The sequence below is a fragment of the Salana multivorans genome (assembly GCF_003751805.1).
GTDB classification, from domain to species: Bacteria; Actinomycetota; Actinomycetes; order Actinomycetales; family Beutenbergiaceae; genus Salana; species Salana multivorans.
This window is the reverse complement of sequence record NZ_RKHQ01000001.1, coordinates 1404562-1419795: the sequence shown is the minus strand read 5'-3', so window position 1 is coordinate 1419795 and position 15234 is coordinate 1404562. Positions and strand designations below refer to the sequence as shown.

Genomic DNA, 15234 nt, shown 5'->3' with positions numbered 1-15234 from the left:
GCTGGTCGCGGTGTCCGCGACCAGCCCCTTCGTCGTCTCGGGGTGGGGTCCGCTAGAGCGCCGCGAGCGGCGCCATGCCCTCGGACCGGGCGACCGCGTCGCCGTCGCCCGTGACGGCGAGCCAGTTGGCGAGGATCCGGTAGCCGCCCTCGGTCAGCACGGACTCCGGGTGGAACTGCACGCCGTGCAGCGGCAGCTCGCGGTGCGCGAGGCCCATGACGATCGGCTCGGCTGACGCGTCGTCGTCGCGGCCGGCGACCCACGCCGTGACGGCCAGCTCCGCCGGCACGGTCCCGGGAACGACGGCGAGCGAGTGGTAGCGGGTCGCGGTGAACGGCCCGCCGAGCCCGGCCAGGACGCCGTCGCCGTGGTGCGCGACGAGCGAGGTCTTGCCGTGCATCAGCTCGGGAGCGTGGGTCACGGTCGCGCCGAACGCCTCGGCCAGCGCCTGGTGGCCGAGGCAGACGCCGAGCATCGGCGTGCCGGTGCGCGCGCACGCCTCGATGATCGGCATCGAGGCACCGGCCTGCGCCGGCGTTCCCGGCCCGGGCGAGACGAGGACGCCGTCGAACCCGTCGAGATCGGCCTCGGTCCCGGCGATCGCGTCGTTGCGGACGACGACGACGTCGGCGCCGAGCCGCTCGAGGTAGCCGACGATCGTGTAGACGAAGCTGTCGTAGTTGTCGACGACGAGGATGCGGGACGGCACGGTCTACTCCACGGTCTGCTGGTCGAACGGCAGGTACGGCGCGACCCACGGGAAGAACCACAGGAACAGCACCGCGACCACGCCCGCGACCAGGATGAGGGCCTCGACGGCCTTGAGCCAGGCGGGGCCGGGAAGCAGTCGCCAGATCGCTCCGTACATGGGGTCCTTCTCTCGGGGCTCGGGCTGCGCGAGGGGTCAGCGAGGGTCAGGCGGGGGCGCCGGTGACGAGCGACGCGGGGCGGCCGGCGTCGCGGGGCATCCACTCGACGAGCTCGCCGTGGACGATGTAGCGCTCCTTCGTCGAGAAGAGCGGGTGGCACGTCGTGAGCGTGATCATCGCCTTGTCGGGCGCCGCGGTCGGGTCGGTCGGGTTGGGCGCGATGACCTCGATGTCGGAGGGCTTCACGATGTCCCAGCTCGTCACGTGGTAGACGTACCAGTTCTCGGCGGTCTCCACGATGAGCTCGTCGCCCTCCTGGAGCTTGTCGATCGAGTAGAACGGCTTGCCGTGGCTCTGCCGGTGGCCGGCGATGGCGAAGTTGCCGATCTGGCCGGGCATCGCGGTCTTCTCGTAGTGGCCGATGCCGAGCGGGTCGAGGACCGTGGCGCGGTCCGTCCCCTCGGTGATCGGGCGGACGTAGAACGTGTCGCCGGAGCTCCACGCCGGCACCCACAGGCGGGCGAACGTCTCGGCCGTCAGCGGGGCGAGCTCCTCGGCGACCGGGGCGCCGAGCTGGGCCTCACCGGCCGTGTTCGGCGACGTCGGGAGCGTCGCCTCGAACTGCTCGGAGATCTCGGCCTGCGCGTGGTCGCCCATGATGTCCGTCCACCAGAGCTGGTAGACGACGTAGAGCCCGAGCAGCAGCCCGACGGTGATGAGGATCTCGCCGATGATGCCGAGCAGCACCGAGAGCGGCGACTGACGCCTGCGCGGACGCACGTGCCGGATCGGCTCGGCGGGCGGCGGGTCGAGAACGGCGGTCATGGGGTCTCCTCGGCGGGGACGGCGTAGTTCAGGGTACGCGCTCCGGTGTAGGCCGGCAGCGTGAGGTCGGCGACCTTCTCGACGTGCCAGCCGAGATCGAACTGCTCGACGTAGTCCAGGTAGAGCCCGACGGAGGCGTCCTCGTCGATCGCGCGCTCGAGGGCGTCGGCGTCACCGATCGCCTCGACGACGTACGGCGGGGAGTAGGTGCGCCCGTGCAGCAGGAGGACGTTCCCGACGCAGCGGACCGCGGTGGTCGAGACGACGCGCTGACCCTGGATGGTCACGGCCTCGGCGCCACCGCTCCACAGCGCGTTGACCACGCCCTGGAGGTCCTGCTGGTGGACGACGAGGTCGTCGTTGTTCTCGGACGTCGCGGTCGCGGGGGCGTCGTCGAGCGTGACGCGCAGGCCGGGACCCGCGACGGCGACGAGGCCGAGCGCGAGCGCCTCCGCGTCCGTCGGGGGGACGATCTCGACGTCGAGCGACGACTGCAGGGCCGTCACCTCGGCCCGCAGCTCCTCGATCTCGGCGTTGCGGTCCTCGAGCCGCTTCGACTCGGCGGCCACGAGGCCGCGCAGGTCGCGCGGGCTGGAGCTCTCCTGGCCGGCGAAGACCGAGGCGCTCGTGGCGAAGAGGATGCCGGCGACGAACGCGACGGCACCGACGGCGATGGAGCCGCGTCGCAGTCCTCTCGTCGGCACGGCTCCCCCTTCCCAACCGGGTCCGCGACCCGCCTGCCCCTGAGTCGTCGAGTCTACGTGGGCGGCGATACCCTAGGGAGTTGGCCCTCCACACTCGGCTGTGGGGGGTTTTCCCAGATCCCGAGGAGACCTCGTGCCCGAGTCACGCGGCCGCAAGAAGGCCCGCCCCACCACCGCTCGTCCCGCCGTCCGGGTGGAGGACAAGCCGAACCCGAGCTGGTACGTGCCGACGTTCGTCACGCTGCTCGTCGTCGGGCTCGTGTGGGTCGTCGTCACGTACATCTCGGACTCGCGGTTCCCGATCCCCGGGATCCAGCAGTGGAACCTCGCGATCGGCTTCGCGTCGATCTTCGCCGGGTTCATCATGACGATGCGCTGGAGGTAGCCGACGCCCGGCGGGTGGCTCGACCGGCGCTGAGCCGGTCGTCCCGCCCGCGGCACTCGGCTCACCGTTGACCACAGGGTTGTCCCCAGCTGGGGAGAACTACACGCGTGTGATTCTCCCCAGCTGTGGACACAGCCTGTGGATAACTAGCGGCCCCTACGCCAGGGCGTAGACGAGCCAGACGATCGCGACCAGCACGAGCGTGATCGCGCCGCACAGGAGCCACTGCAGGGTCGCCCCGGAGAGGCCCCCCGCGACGCCGGGTCGAGGGCCGGACGGGCCGAGCACCGCCGGGCCGCCGGCCGGACCGCGCGCCGCACCGCCCCGCCGCACGGGGACCCGCGCGAAGACGAGCGCGACGAGCGCCCCCACGACGAGCCCGCCGAGGTGGGCCTGCCAGGCGATGTTGCTGATGACGAACCCGAGCACGACGTTGATCCCGATGATCACGAGGATCGGCTTGGGGTCGCGGCCGAGCCGACGCATGAACACGGCGAACGCCCCGAACAGGCCGAACACGCCGCCCGAGGCGCCGACGACGCCCCCCGCCCCGACGCCGGCGATCGCGAGGTAGGCGACCGAGCCGCCGATGGCGGACAGGCAGTACAGCGTGAGGAACCTGGCCCGCCCGAGCAGCAGCTCGAGCTGCTGACCGATGAGCCACAGCGCGTACATGTTGAACGCGAGGTGCCAGATCCCGCTGTGCAGCAGCGTCGAGGTGAGGAACCGGTAGGGCTCCACCAGGCCGAGCTGCGGCACGAAGACGAGCTGGACCGCGATCCGCTGGTAGACGCCGGCTGCGATCCAGCGCAGCGCCTCGAGCGCGATGCAGATCGCCATGATCGTCATGGTGACGACCGGGGTCGAGCCGCGGCTCACGCCCCCGAAGACGGTGCGCACGACGGGCCGCGCCGACGCCGCGCCGCGGGCGCAGTCGACGCAGTGGAACCCGACCGACGCCGGCCGCTGGCACTCGGGGCAAGCCGGCCGGTCACAGCGCTGGCACCGCGTGTAGGCGACCCGGTCGGGGTGCCGGGGACACGTCGGCGCCTCGGCACCCTGGCTGGGGAGATAGCTCACGCCCGGCTCACTCGCTGCTCACTCGCCGTCGACGATCTCGATCGACTCGATGACGACGTCCTGCCGCGGGCGGTCACCGGGACCGGTCGGCACGCCCTGGATGGCGTCGACGACCTTCCTGCTCGCCTCGTCCGTCACCTTGCCGAAGATCGTGTGCTTGCCCTGGAGGTGCGGCGTGGGGACCGTGGTGATGAAGAACTGCGAGCCGTTGGTCCCGCCGCCCGTCATCGGGTTGCGGCCGGCGTTCGCCATCGCGAGCAGGTACGGCTCGCGGAACGTCAGCTCCGGGTGGATCTCGTCGTCGAAGGTGTAGCCGGGACCACCGCGGCCGGAACCGAGCGGGTCGCCGCCCTGGATCATGAAGTCGGGGATGATCCGGTGGAAGATCGTCCCGTCGTAGAGCGGCTTCGTCGCCTTCTGACCCGTGGTCGGGTCGGTCCACTCCTGAGTTCCGGCGGCGAGGCCGGCAAAGTTGCGGACCGTCTTCGGGGCGTGGTTCGGAAGCAGCTCGACCGTGATGTCGCCGGCGCTGGTGTGAAGGATTGCGTGCATGCGTCGATTCTCGCATCCGTCGGGGGACCACGCACGATGTTGACGTAGTCAACCGCGCAGACAGGTGCACCCTGGTCCAGGGGATGCGAGAATGCAGTTCACGCACGCAAGCCGTACGCAAGCCAAGGCAGAAGCCAAGGGAGCCAATGATGGGACGCAAGGTGCAGGTCGACGCGAACGAGATCCGCGAGCAGATCGCCGAGGCGGGCCGCCAGGCCAAGGTTCTCGCCGAGCAGGGCGTCGACTGGGCGTCGCCCCGGGTCGAGGCCGCCTGGGAGTGGGCGGGTCCTCGACTGGAGCAGGCCTGGCGAGAGGCCGTCAAGGCGGCGAGCCCCAAGGTCGAGTCGGCCGCCGGCAAGGCCGCCGAGCTCACGGACGCCGCGGCCGTCAAGGCCAAGTCGGCGACGGACACGGCGCACGACGCGCTGGTCTCCGTCGTCATCCCCAAGATCGTCGCCGCGATGCAGGAGGCGGCCCGCGCCGCCACCGAGGCGACCGACCAGGCGGCGGCTGCCGCCGGCGCCGGCATCGACAACGCCGCGCAGGCGCTGGAGACCGCGGCCGAGAAGGTCGTCGAGAAGGCGAAGCCGGAGGCGGTCGCCCCCAAGAGCCACACCGTCGGCAAGACCCTCGGCTGGGTCGCCGCCGGGGCCGCGGCCGCCGCCGCCGGATACCTCGTCTGGCGCCGCACGCAGCCGATCGACGACCCGTGGGCCGAGGAGTACTGGGAGGACGTCGAGGACTCCGGCGACGACATCACGCCGGACGAGGCCGTCGAGGCCCTCGTCGACGCGGTCGCCGCCGCCGGTGCCGACGACGACGCCGTGATCGCCGAGGCGGAGGCCGTCGTGGCCGGTGCGAAGGACGCTGCGGCCGAGGGCGCCGACAAGGCCAAGGATGCCGTCGCGGACGGGGTCGAGAAGGCCAAGGACGCGGCCGGTGAGATCGCGGACAAGGCCGGCGAGGCCGCGTCGCACGCGTCCGACGACGTCCAGGCCCTCGTCGAGGACCTGGAGGCCGAGGAGGCCGCGGCCGCCGACGCCGCGAAGCCCGCCCGCAAGCCGCGCGCCCCGCGCAAGGCTGACGACGCGAAGGACGCCGGGGGCGACAGCTAGCCCACCGGCCGACGCCCGGCCGGCGACCCGTGAGCCCCGGCTCGCGGGTCGCCGGACTCCGCCGGACGACCAGCTACCGGTTGCGCCGGCTCGCGATGGCGAGCGCCCGGCCCGTCAGCGACTCCGCGCACCCCATCAGCTCCCGCGGCGTTCCCGCGAACACCAGCCGCCCGCCGTCGGACCCGGCGCCGGGCCCGATGTCGACGACGTGGTCGGCGCGCGCGACGACCCGCAGGTTGTGGTCGACGACGACGAGCGTCGCGCCCGCGTCGACGAGGTCGGCGAACAGCGCGTTGATCCGGTCGACGTCGCCGGGGTGCAGGCCCGTCGTCGGCTCGTCGAGCACGATCCGCTCGCGGGCGAGGTCGGGTGAGGCGGCGAGGTGCCGCGCGAGCAGGAGCCGCTGCTTCTCCCCGCCCGACAGCGTGTCGAGCGACTGACCGACCGGCATGTAGCCCAGCCCCACCCGCTCGAGCCAGCCCATCGCGCCGACGATGGCCGGGTGTCCGTCGAACGCCTCCGCGATCTCGCCGGCGCGCAGCACGAGGACGTCGGCGATCGTGTGCCCGGCCACCCGGGCGGCGAGCGCGCGCGGGTTGAACCGCTTCCCGCCGCACACGTCGCAGGGGGTCGCGACGTCGTCGAGGAACGCCAGCTCCGTGGTGATGTAGCCCTTGCCCCGGCACGCGGGGCACGCGCCCTTGGAGTTGAAGCTGAACCACGCCGGCGCGAGATCCGAGACGGCCGCGAACGCGGCGCGCACCTCGTCGGCGATCCCGAGGATGGACAGCGAGGTCGACCGGACCCCGCCGCGCAGCGGGTCCTGGCCGACGACGACGAAGTCGCGCTGCTGACGGGGCAGCTCGCCCGTCGCGAACGAGCTCTTGCCCGAGCCGGCGACGCCGGTCACGGCCGTGAGCACGCCGAGCGGCACGTCGACGTCGAAGCCCGTGAGGTTGTGCAGCCGCGCGTTCTCGACCCGCACCGACCCGGTGGCGGCGCGGACCGTCTCCGTGACGTCGAGCGGGCGCGCCAGCAGCCGGCCGGTGAGCGTGTCGCTGGCGAGCAGGTCGTCGACGCTGCCCTCGAGCTGGACGAGTCCACCGGCAGCCCCGGCGCCCGGCCCCATGTCGATCACGTGGTCGGCCACCCCGATGACCTGGGGGTGGTGCTCGACGACGAGGACGGTGTTGCCGGCGTCGCGAAGCTGCAGGAGCAGCCCGTTGAGCCGCTGCACGTCGGCGGGGTGCAGACCGGTCGACGGCTCGTCGAAGACGTAGGTCGCGTCGGTGAGCGCGCTGCCGAGGTGGCGGACGATCTTGACGCGCTGGGCCTCGCCGCCCGAGAGGGTCGAGGACTCCCGGTCGAGCGAGAGGTAGCCGAGCCCGACGGAGAGCAGCGCGTCGAGCGTGCGGCGGATGCCCGCGAGCGCCGGCGCGACGCGTGCGTCGTCCATCCCGCCCACGAGGTCGCGCAGCTCCCGCACCGACATGGCCGACCAGTCGACGATGCTGCGCCCGTCGACGAGGCTGGCCCGGGCGGCGGCGTTGAGCCGGGCGCCGTGGCACTCGGGGCAGACCCGCCGCGTCGTGAGCCGGTCGAGCTCCTCGCGCACCGACGCGGAGATCGACGTCGGGTGGTTCTTGACGTAGACGTCGCGCATCCGGGTGACGACGCCGTCGAACCGGGCGGTCTTCGGGAACCGCGGGTCCGGGTCGGGCAGCTTGAGCTGGTCGGCGTAGAGGAAGAGGTCCATCTCCTCGGGGGTGTAGTCCTTGAGCGGCTTCTTCCGGTCGAACAGCCCGCAGTAGGCGAACCTCTTCCACCGGTACACCCCCGGTCGGAACTGGCTGAAGCGGACGGGCCCCTCGTCGATCGAGCGCTCCGGGTCGATGAGCTCCTCGACGTCGATGTCCACGACCGTCCCGAGCCCCTCGCACGCCGGGCACATGCCGGTCGGGTCGTTGAACGAGTACGCGGGGGAGTAGCCGGCCGACGGCTCACCGATCCGGGAGAACACGAGCCGCAGGAACGGTGCGACGTCGGAGGCGGTGGCGACGGTCGAGCGCGAGTTGCCGGTGAACCGGCGCTGGTCGATGAGCGCCGTGAAGGTGAGCCCGGACATGGACTGCACCTCGGGCGCAGGGAGCTGGGGCAGCCGGCTGCGGACGAACGTGGAGTAGGACTCGTTGACGATCCGCTGGGCCTCGGCGGCGATGGTGTCGATGACGAGCGAGGACTTCCCCGACCCCGACACCCCCGTCACGACGGTGAGCGTCTTCTTCGGGACGTCGACGTCGACGTGGCGCAGGTTGTTGGTGCACGCGTCGACGACCCGGATCAGTCCCGCGGCCTCACCTCGAGAGCTCATCGCCCCACTCTCGCGCACCCCGGAGCGATCCGGTAGCACCCCGGCGGCCCCACGCCCACGATCACCCCAGCGCGAGATCAGCCACCGTCGGCCATCAATCGACGCCACCGTTTCCCTGACCGGTGCTGACGCTCCGTGGTAGCGTCTTTTGACCGGGTTGCGGGCTCGGGAGGGGACCGAGGGCGTTGCGCCCGGACGAGGGGCTGGGCGAGTGAGGGAACGCGCTGGGACGCGCGCGCCACGGCGTCAGGTGGGTGCCGAGCGCGGGACCGCGCCGATGGCGATCATGCACGACCGGCCCTCGACCAGGAAGATCGTGCTGGGCAGGGTCGCCATCCTCGTCACGGTCGGCGCGTGGTCGATGTACGTCGTCACGACCGTCATGCGCGAGTTCATCGAGGGCGACGCCCGGACGCTCCGGTTCGTGCTCGAGGCCGTGTCCTACCTGCTCGTCGTCACCTTCCTCACGTTCTCGGCGCTCATGTACCTGACCGCGCGCCAGGGCGCCCTCTACCGGTTCCGGGACCACGTGCGCGTGCCCCGCGGACCGCTGGACCAGCACTTCGCCGGCGACTACGCCCACGCGATCACCGTCCTCGTCCCGTCCTACCGCGAGGAGCCGGACGTCCTGACCAAGACGATGTGGTCGGCGGCGCTCCAGGAGTTCCCGGCCAAGCGGATCGTGCTGCTCGTCGACGACCCGCCCGATCCCGGCGACCCGCGCGACCGGGAGCTGCTCCAGTTCGCCCGCGACCTGCCCGCGCGGATCGCCACCGAGCTGGAGGAGCCCCGCGCCCGGCTCGCCGCCGGGGCCGAGCTGCTGCGCGCCGAGCTGGCGCGCGCCGCCGCGGCCGGTGAGGACCGGGTCGACGCCGCGACGCTCGCCCGCGTCGCCGACGACCACGAGTTCGCCGCCGACTGGCTCGAGGCCAAGGCCGACGCGCACCCGATGACGGACCACATGGACGCGTTCTTCGCCGACCGCGTCCTGGTCGGCCTCGCCGGCGACCTGCGGCTGACCCGGATCGCCCTCGACGGCGCGCTCGACCAGGGCGCATCGCCGCCGCCCGAGCGGGTCCAGCAGCTCCAGGACCGCCTCGTGCGGATCTTCACCGCCGAGCTCACCTCGTTCGAGCGCAAGCGGTACGCCTCCCTCTCGCACGAGGCGAACAAGGCGATGAACCTCAACGCCTACATCGGCCTCATGGGGCGGCGGTGGAGCGTCGAGCGGACGGCCGACGGCGACGTCCTGGTCCCGACCCCCGACGGCGAGCCGTGCGACCTCGACGTGCCGGGGACGGAGTACCTGCTCACGCTCGACGCCGACTCGATGCTGCTGCGGGACTACTGCGTCCGGCTCGTCCACCTCCTGGAGGAGCCGGGCAACGAGCGCGTCGCCGTCGCCCAGACGCCGTACTCCGCCTACCGCGGCGCCCCGAGCCGCATCGAGCGGATCGCCGGCGCGACGACCGACGTCCAGCACATCCTCCACCAGGGCCTCACCTACTACGACGCCACGTTCTGGGTCGGGGCGAACGCCGTCATCCGCCGGCGGGCGCTCGAGGACATCGTGGAGCGGCAGACCGTCGGCGGCTTCGAGGTCGCCACCTACATCCAGGACCGCACCGTCATCGAGGACACCGAGTCGAGCATCGACCTCGGCACGCACGGCTGGCGGCTCGTCAACTACCCCGAGCGGCTCAGCTACAGCGCGACCCCGCCCGACTTCGGCTCGCTCATCGTCCAGCGGCGGCGCTGGGCCGACGGCGGCCTTCTCATCCTGCCCAAGCTGTCGCGCCAGCTCCGCGAGCGCCGCTTCCGCCGCGAGCCGGTCCTGCGCCGGGAGGTCATGCTCCGCGTCAACTACATGGCGTCGATCGCGTGGGCCAGCGTCGGGCTCGTCTTCCTGCTCGCGTATCCCTACGACAGCCGGCTGCTCAGCGCGTGGGTCATCGGGGCCGCCGCGCCCTACTTCCTCTGCATGGCCGCCGACCTGCGCGACAGCGGGCACCGCGCGAGCGACGTGCTGCGGATCTACGGGTTCAACCTCGTGCTGCTCGCCGTCAACCTGGCCGGGACGCTGAAGTCCCTCCAGCAGGCGATGACCAACACGAAGATCCCGTTCGCCCGCACGCCGAAGGTCCGCAGCCGCACGGCCGCGCCGGCCATCTACGTGCTCGTGCCCTACGTCATCGTCGCGTTCTCGGCCGTCACCTTCTACCGCGACCTCACCGCCCACAACTGGGGCAACGCCGCGTTCGCCGCGATCAACGCCGTCCTGTGCGCGTGGGCGATCGTCGCCTACATCGGCATCCGCAGCTCCATCGTCGACGTCGCGCTCGGGATCGTCGGCTGGCTCTACGTCCCGGAGCGGCCGGCGAGGCGACCAGCCGCGCCGTCCGGGGACCGCAGCGCCGCGACGGACGGGGCGCCGCGCCCCGTCGACTGGGAGGGCATCCTCTACCACGGCGACCGGCGGCTCGGCCGGGACGTCGCCCGCAAGAACGACCTGCGCCGACGGGTCAGCCCCCGCTGAGCTGGGGCCACCACTCGAGGACCACCATGTCGAAGCGATTCCCGGGACGCCGGCTCTCCCCCGTCCGGCTCACGATCCTCCTCGCGGTCGTCGCCGCGCTCGCGACGGCCGGCGTCCTCGGCATGCGCACGTGGGAGGACACGCAGCAGGCCGAGCGCAGCCAGCCGTGGTTCGGCGCCTACGTCGACGTGACGGCGACGCCGGTGCACGCGTTCGAGAACCCGACCGGTCCGGCCGACCGGAACGTCGTGCTCGGCTTCGTCGTCGCGGCCGACCCCACGACCTGCGAGGCGAGCTGGGGCACCTTCCACTCGCTGGAGGAGGCGCGCGACGACCTCGACCTCGACCGCCGGATCGCCCGGCTGCGGCAGTCCGGCGGCGACGTCGTCGTCTCCTTCGGCGGCGAGGCCAGCACCGAGCTGGCCCTCGCCTGCCCCACCGTCGACGACCTCGCGGCCCAGTACGGCGCCGTCGTCGAGCGCTACCGGCCGGCGGCGATCGACCTCGACGTCGAGGGTCCGGCGCTCGCCGACGCCGCCTCGCGCACCCGGCGCGCCGAGGCCGTCGCGCGGGTCCAGGAGGAGCACGACGGACCGCTGCCCGTCTGGCTCACGCTTCCCGTCGGCGCCGACGGCCTGACCCCGGACGGCGTCGCGACGGTGCGCGCGTTCCTCGATGCCGGCGTCGTCCTCGCCGGTGTCAACGCGATGACGATGAACCTCACCGGCGCGGCGGCCGCCGCCGACCCGGCCGGCACCGCCGTCCAGGCGCTGCGCGCCACGCACCGCCAGCTCATGGCGATCCTCGCCGACCGGGGCGAGCCGGTGATGGACCGGACGGCCTGGCGGATGGTCGGCGCGACCCCCATGATCGGCCAGAACGACACCCCGACCGAGGTGGTGACGCTCGACGACGCGCGTCGCCTCCACGCCTTCGCCACCGAGGTCCAGCTCGGGCGCGTGTCGATGTGGTCGGCGAACCGGGACCGCACGTGCGCACCCGCGTACGACGACCTGTCCGTCGTGTCCGACTCCTGCAGCGGGGTCGAGCAGGGCGACGAGCGGTTCGCCGACGTCCTCGGCGCGGGGTTCACCGGAGCGCCGGACGGCGGGTCGCCGCAGCCGACCTCGACGCCGACGGTGCACCCCGAGGACCTGACCGACGACCCCGCGACCAGCCCGTACCCCGTCTGGACGGCCGAGGCCTCCTACCCGGCCGACACGCGCGTCGTCTGGCGTCGGAACGTCTACGTCGCCGCGTGGTGGACGCAGGGGGCGCAGCCGGACGACCCGAGCCTCGCCCCGGCGGACAACCCGTGGCGGCTCATCGGCCCGGTGCTGCCGGGGGAGACGCCCCGGCCGCAGCTCCGGCTGCCGGCCGACTTCTACCCGACGTGGGACCCGGCCGCGGTCTACCAGGCCGGCGAGCGCGTCCTGCTCGACGACGTGGCCTACGAGGCGCGGTGGTGGACGCAGGGCGACAGCCCGGCCGCCGGCCAGGCCGACCCGGGCGCCTCGCCGTGGCGGGTCCTCACGCAGGAGGAGATCGCCGCGCTGCTGGGCGGGTGACGCGGCGGCCGCCGGGGCAGACGCCGGCGACGCGACGCTAGGGCAGCCGGGCGAGCAGCCCGTGCGTCGTGAGCCGCTCGGCCATCGCCGCGGCCGGCAGCGCCGTCCCGAACCGGTAGCCCTGCATGTAGCGCACCCCGATCGCACGCAGCAGCTCGCACGTCTCGTCGTCCTCCACGCCCTCGGCGACCATCTCGACGTCGAGCCGGTCCGTGAGCAGCGCGATCGACTCGACGACGAGCTGCGGCTTGCGCTCGACCAGGTCGAGGGTCAGCGTCCGGTCGAGCTTGAGCACGTCCAGCGGATAGCGGACGATCGAGACGAGCGTGGAGGAGTCGCGGCCGAAGTCGTCCAGCGCGATCCGGACCCCGGCGTCGCCGCGCAGTCGCTGCAGCTCGCGGTCGGCGGCGGCGGAGGTCCGGTGGCGTAGTCGGTGTCGTTCGCGCGGGTCACGAGCCGGCCGGCGGGCAGGACGAGACGCTCCCCGGGAAACCGCTCGGACAGGCGCTCGCGTCGTCGCGCCGCGGCGGTGGCCGCGGCCGCGTCGCCGGGACCGAGCGGGGCGCGCTCGCCCCAGCCCCGGGCCAGGAACCGGCGCAGCTCGTCCGAGAACGGCGGCTTCATCCGGCCCGGATCGAGCGACGGGCGCTCAGTCATCGGTCGTTCCCCTCGTGGCGCATCGTGCCGGTGGTCGGAGTCGCTGCTGCCCCGCACGGACCGTGCCCGACCCGGCCGACGACACCGGCGGGGCGAGTCGTCGACCGATCAGCAGGGTATCGCCATCGCTGGCGGTCCTCCCGTCGTCGCGAGGTGGCGGTCAGGCGCCGGTGACCGACCTCGCTCCCGGACGCGACGGCCGGCTGGGATAGTGGGGTGATCCTCGAGACCGACATGAGCAGGCGCGGACAGGGAAGGAGCCGGAGGTGGACGTGAACGTGCCCGAGTCGATGACGCCGTGGCTCCACGTCGGCCCCGCCGGTGAACCTGTCGCGCCCGCCGCGGAGGGACTGACCATCGGCGAGGTTGCGTCGCTCGTCGGGATCAGCGTCAGGACACTGCACCACTGGGACTCGGTCGGCCTGGTCCACGCCCAGGAGCGCACGAGCGCCGGGTACCGCGCCTACTCGGCGCGGGACGTCGCCCGCATCCACCGCGTGCTGGTCTACCAGGAGCTCGGCTTCAGCCTCACGACGATCGCCGCTCTCCTGGACGATCCCACCGTCGACGAGACGGGACAGCTCCGCCGGCAGCTGGACCTGCTCGAAGAACGCATCCTGCGGCTCCGCCGGATGGCCGAGGCCGTGGAGCAGGTGCTTGCTTCCCGCACCGCCGGGGCGGTCCTGACCGCGCAGCAGCAGGCGCAGATCTTCGGGCGGGGCTGGCGCGAGGACTGGGCGGACGAAGCACGTGGGCGCTGGGGTGACTCCGACGAGTGGGCCCAGTTCGAGGAGAACGTGGCCGTGCTGTCCGAGGCCGACCGCCATCGAGTGCGGGAGGACGGCGAGACCCTCTACACCGAGCTGGCCGACGCGAAGCGCACCGGTGTCGCGCCGGGCAGCGAGGCGGCGAACCAGCTCGCCGAGCGGCATCGCGCGATGGTCGGCCAGCTCTTCGCTTGCACCCACTCGATGCAGGTCTGCCTGGGACGCCTCTACGTCCAGGACGAGCGCTTCGCCGCGACCCTCGATGCCCGGGAACCGGGCCTCGCCGACTGGTTGGCCGAGATCATCGACGCGAACGCGCGGCTCCACGGCGTCGATCCCGACGGCGCTGTCTGGGCGTGACGGGGGACCGGCCTGGAGTGACCACACCAGCAGCGACTTGACCCTGACGTCGCGTCAGGCCGCACGCTGGCGTGGATGGTGGCAACGGCGATCGAGGTGGCGGAGCCTGCACGGGAGACGGTGCACGCGATCGATGACACGCGCCACCCGGCCGTGCGACGCGTCGCCGACGTCCTGCGCGCTCGCTCCGGACGACCGCGCGTCTTCCTGATCGACGACACCGAGAACATCGAGCAGGCACTCGCGTGCGGGATCGCGCTGGACAGCCTGTACGTCACCGGAGCGGCGATCGACGGTGGACTCCCGGCGCCCGTCGGCGTCGGCCCGGACGTGCCGCTCCATGTCCTCGACGAGACCGTGACCCGCACGCTGTTCGGTGAGCGGAGGAGCGCCCGCGTGTTCGCCCTCGCGCACGCTCCGCGACCGCCGAGGCTGCGCGACCTCGCCGGCGCCGCGGGCGACGTCGTCGTGCTGGACGGGGTGCGGATCGTCGGCAACATCGGCGCGATCACGCGCACGGCCTGCGCGCTCGGCGCGGCGGGCGTCGTCCTGCTGGACAGCGGGCTCCGCACGACGCTCGACCGTCGTCTCGTCCGTGCCAGCCGCGGCCTGGTGTTCGCGACGCCGGTCGTTCTCGCTCGCCGCGCGGAGTGCATCGACTTCATCCGGCAGGAACGGCTCACGGTTGCGGCTCTCTCGGCCGACGCCGCCGCGCCGCTCAGCACCATCCGTCGGGTCGAGGAACGCCTCGCGCTCGTCCTGGGAGGCGAACGTGACGGGGTGTCACCCGACCTGGCGGCCGTCGCGACCCGTCACTACGCCATCCCGATGACGCCACGGGCGGAGTCGCTCAACGTCTCCGTCGCGGCTGGGATCGCCCTCTACGAACGCGGGCTCGGGTAGCGCGGCTCGGGTGGCGCGGGCTGGCCGACCGCGTCGAGGTCACGGGCACGGAACGAGGCCGCCTCCCTCGTCGGGAAACGGCCTCTGACCTGGGGCTGGTGGTGGAGCCAACGGGACTCGAACCCGTAACCCCCTGCTTGCAAAGCAGGTGCGCTACCAATTGCGCCATGGCCCCCGGTGCCGGTCCGTCGACCTCGACGATCCAGCGGTTCGACCGGACGTCCCGTCAGGAGATCGGGTCGGTCACCTCGCGCCAGAGCTCCCGCTCGGCCTTCTCGGCTGAGAGCTCACGCCACACGAGGTAGCCAAGCCCCGCAACGACGGCGAGTACGAGCAGCTTCTTCATCTCTGCTACCTCCTCGGGGGCGGGGAGTGGGCCTACCGCGACTCGAACGCGGGACCTCTTCCTTATCAGGGAAGCGCTCTAACCGACTGAGCTATAGGCCCGATGCCGTCGGAACTGGTCCTCAGGCGCCGATCGAGGTTACCCCATCCGGGGCCTCGATCCCAACTCGATCCCAAACCACCGCCAGCAGCGGTGA

General features: G+C 72.6%; 16 protein-coding genes and 2 tRNA genes. 7 read left to right on the top strand and 11 right to left on the bottom strand.

What is annotated here, in order from left to right; genetic code table 11:
• Positions 1 to 52: 52 nt before the first annotated feature.
• Genes EDD28_RS06340 through EDD28_RS06330 form a run of 4 tightly spaced genes read right to left on the bottom strand, consistent with a single transcriptional unit; the run spans position 53 to position 2398 of the window.
• Complete coding sequence (locus tag EDD28_RS06340) at positions 53 to 709, bottom strand: anthranilate synthase component II (RefSeq protein WP_123738831.1); 657 nt, start codon at positions 707 to 709, stop codon at positions 53 to 55.
• A gap of 3 nt (positions 710 to 712) precedes the next feature.
• Positions 713 to 868 carry a hypothetical protein gene (locus tag EDD28_RS17290; protein WP_170169374.1) on the bottom strand — a complete coding sequence of 52 codons (156 nt, stop codon included), beginning with the start codon at positions 866 to 868 and terminating at the stop codon, positions 713 to 715.
• Positions 869 to 914: 46 nt separating this feature from the next.
• Positions 915 to 1694 (bottom strand): class E sortase, encoded by a 780-nt coding sequence (locus tag EDD28_RS06335; protein ID WP_123738830.1) that lies wholly within the window; start codon positions 1692 to 1694, stop codon positions 915 to 917.
• On the bottom strand, positions 1691 to 2398 hold the full coding sequence (locus tag EDD28_RS06330) for a DUF881 domain-containing protein (RefSeq protein ID WP_211339126.1): 708 nt from the start codon (positions 2396 to 2398) through the stop codon (positions 1691 to 1693). Before EDD28_RS06330 ends, EDD28_RS06335 begins: the two co-directional genes overlap by 4 nt.
• Before the next feature lie 133 nt (positions 2399 to 2531).
• Here EDD28_RS06330 and EDD28_RS06325 point away from each other — a divergent pair, with 133 nt between their 5' ends.
• The gene (locus EDD28_RS06325) at positions 2532 to 2783 is read left to right on the top strand and encodes a cell division protein CrgA (protein ID WP_123738828.1); all 252 of its coding nucleotides are present in this window, start codon (positions 2532 to 2534) and stop codon (positions 2781 to 2783) included.
• Positions 2784 to 2939: 156 nt separating this feature from the next.
• On the opposite strand, the gene EDD28_RS06320 is transcribed toward EDD28_RS06325, so the two are convergent.
• Positions 2940 to 3623, bottom strand: coding sequence for a rhomboid family intramembrane serine protease (locus tag EDD28_RS06320; protein ID WP_170169373.1), 684 nt, complete (start codon positions 3621 to 3623; stop codon positions 2940 to 2942).
• Here EDD28_RS06320 and EDD28_RS17285 point away from each other — a divergent pair.
• Entirely contained in the window at positions 3622 to 3798 is a 177-nt protein-coding gene (locus tag EDD28_RS17285) for a hypothetical protein (protein ID WP_170169372.1), read from the top strand. The two genes, EDD28_RS06320 and EDD28_RS17285, sit on opposite strands and share 2 nt — an antisense overlap.
• 83 nt (positions 3799 to 3881) lie before the next feature.
• Here EDD28_RS17285 and EDD28_RS06315 read toward each other — a convergent pair whose 3' ends face one another.
• Positions 3882 to 4415 carry a peptidylprolyl isomerase gene (locus tag EDD28_RS06315; RefSeq protein WP_123738826.1) on the bottom strand — a complete coding sequence of 178 codons (534 nt, stop codon included), beginning with the start codon at positions 4413 to 4415 and terminating at the stop codon, positions 3882 to 3884.
• Positions 4416 to 4564: 149 nt separating this feature from the next.
• Between EDD28_RS06315 and EDD28_RS17885 the strand changes: the two genes are divergently transcribed.
• Entirely contained in the window at positions 4565 to 5530 is a 966-nt protein-coding gene (locus EDD28_RS17885) for a hypothetical protein (protein WP_123738825.1), read from the top strand.
• Between the two features lie 73 nt (positions 5531 to 5603).
• Here the strand turns inward: EDD28_RS17885 and EDD28_RS18065 are convergent, their stop codons facing one another.
• A complete protein-coding gene (locus EDD28_RS18065; RefSeq protein ID WP_123738824.1) occupies positions 5604 to 7901 on the bottom strand; it encodes an excinuclease ABC subunit UvrA in 2298 nt (765 codons plus the stop codon).
• 277 nt (positions 7902 to 8178) lie between these two features.
• Between EDD28_RS18065 and EDD28_RS06300 the strand changes: the two genes are divergently transcribed.
• Both EDD28_RS06300 and EDD28_RS06295 read left to right on the top strand, forming a co-directional pair.
• Positions 8179 to 10437: a glycosyltransferase family 2 protein gene (locus tag EDD28_RS06300; protein WP_123739974.1), complete on the top strand. Its 2259-nt coding sequence runs from the start codon at positions 8179 to 8181 to the stop codon at positions 10435 to 10437.
• Between the two features lie 26 nt (positions 10438 to 10463).
• The gene (locus EDD28_RS06295; RefSeq protein WP_123738823.1) at positions 10464 to 12005 is read left to right on the top strand and encodes a chitinase; all 1542 of its coding nucleotides are present in this window, start codon (positions 10464 to 10466) and stop codon (positions 12003 to 12005) included.
• A gap of 37 nt (positions 12006 to 12042) precedes the next feature.
• Here EDD28_RS06295 and EDD28_RS18060 read toward each other — a convergent pair whose 3' ends face one another.
• Complete coding sequence (locus EDD28_RS18060; RefSeq protein ID WP_170169475.1) at positions 12043 to 12582, bottom strand: EAL domain-containing protein; 540 nt, start codon at positions 12580 to 12582, stop codon at positions 12043 to 12045.
• A gap of 346 nt (positions 12583 to 12928) precedes the next feature.
• On the opposite strand from EDD28_RS18060, the gene EDD28_RS06285 reads away from it, so the two are divergent.
• Entirely contained in the window at positions 12929 to 13789 is an 861-nt protein-coding gene (locus EDD28_RS06285; protein ID WP_245967944.1) for a MerR family transcriptional regulator, read from the top strand.
• A 75-nt stretch (positions 13790 to 13864) separates the two neighbouring features.
• Positions 13865 to 14692, top strand: coding sequence for a TrmH family RNA methyltransferase (locus EDD28_RS06280; protein WP_123738821.1), 828 nt, complete (start codon positions 13865 to 13867; stop codon positions 14690 to 14692).
• A gap of 99 nt (positions 14693 to 14791) precedes the next feature.
• Here the strand turns inward: EDD28_RS06280 and EDD28_RS06275 are convergent.
• The 3 genes from EDD28_RS06275 to EDD28_RS06270 all read right to left on the bottom strand — a co-directional run bounded on the left by EDD28_RS06275 (position 14792) and on the right by EDD28_RS06270 (position 15139).
• A tRNA-Ala gene (locus tag EDD28_RS06275) sits at positions 14792 to 14867 on the bottom strand.
• A 51-nt stretch (positions 14868 to 14918) separates the two neighbouring features.
• Positions 14919 to 15038 (bottom strand): DLW-39 family protein, encoded by a 120-nt coding sequence (locus EDD28_RS17670; protein WP_211339125.1) that lies wholly within the window; start codon positions 15036 to 15038, stop codon positions 14919 to 14921.
• 27 nt (positions 15039 to 15065) lie between these two features.
• Positions 15066 to 15139 (bottom strand) — tRNA-Ile (locus EDD28_RS06270).
• Positions 15140 to 15234 lie beyond the last annotated feature (95 nt).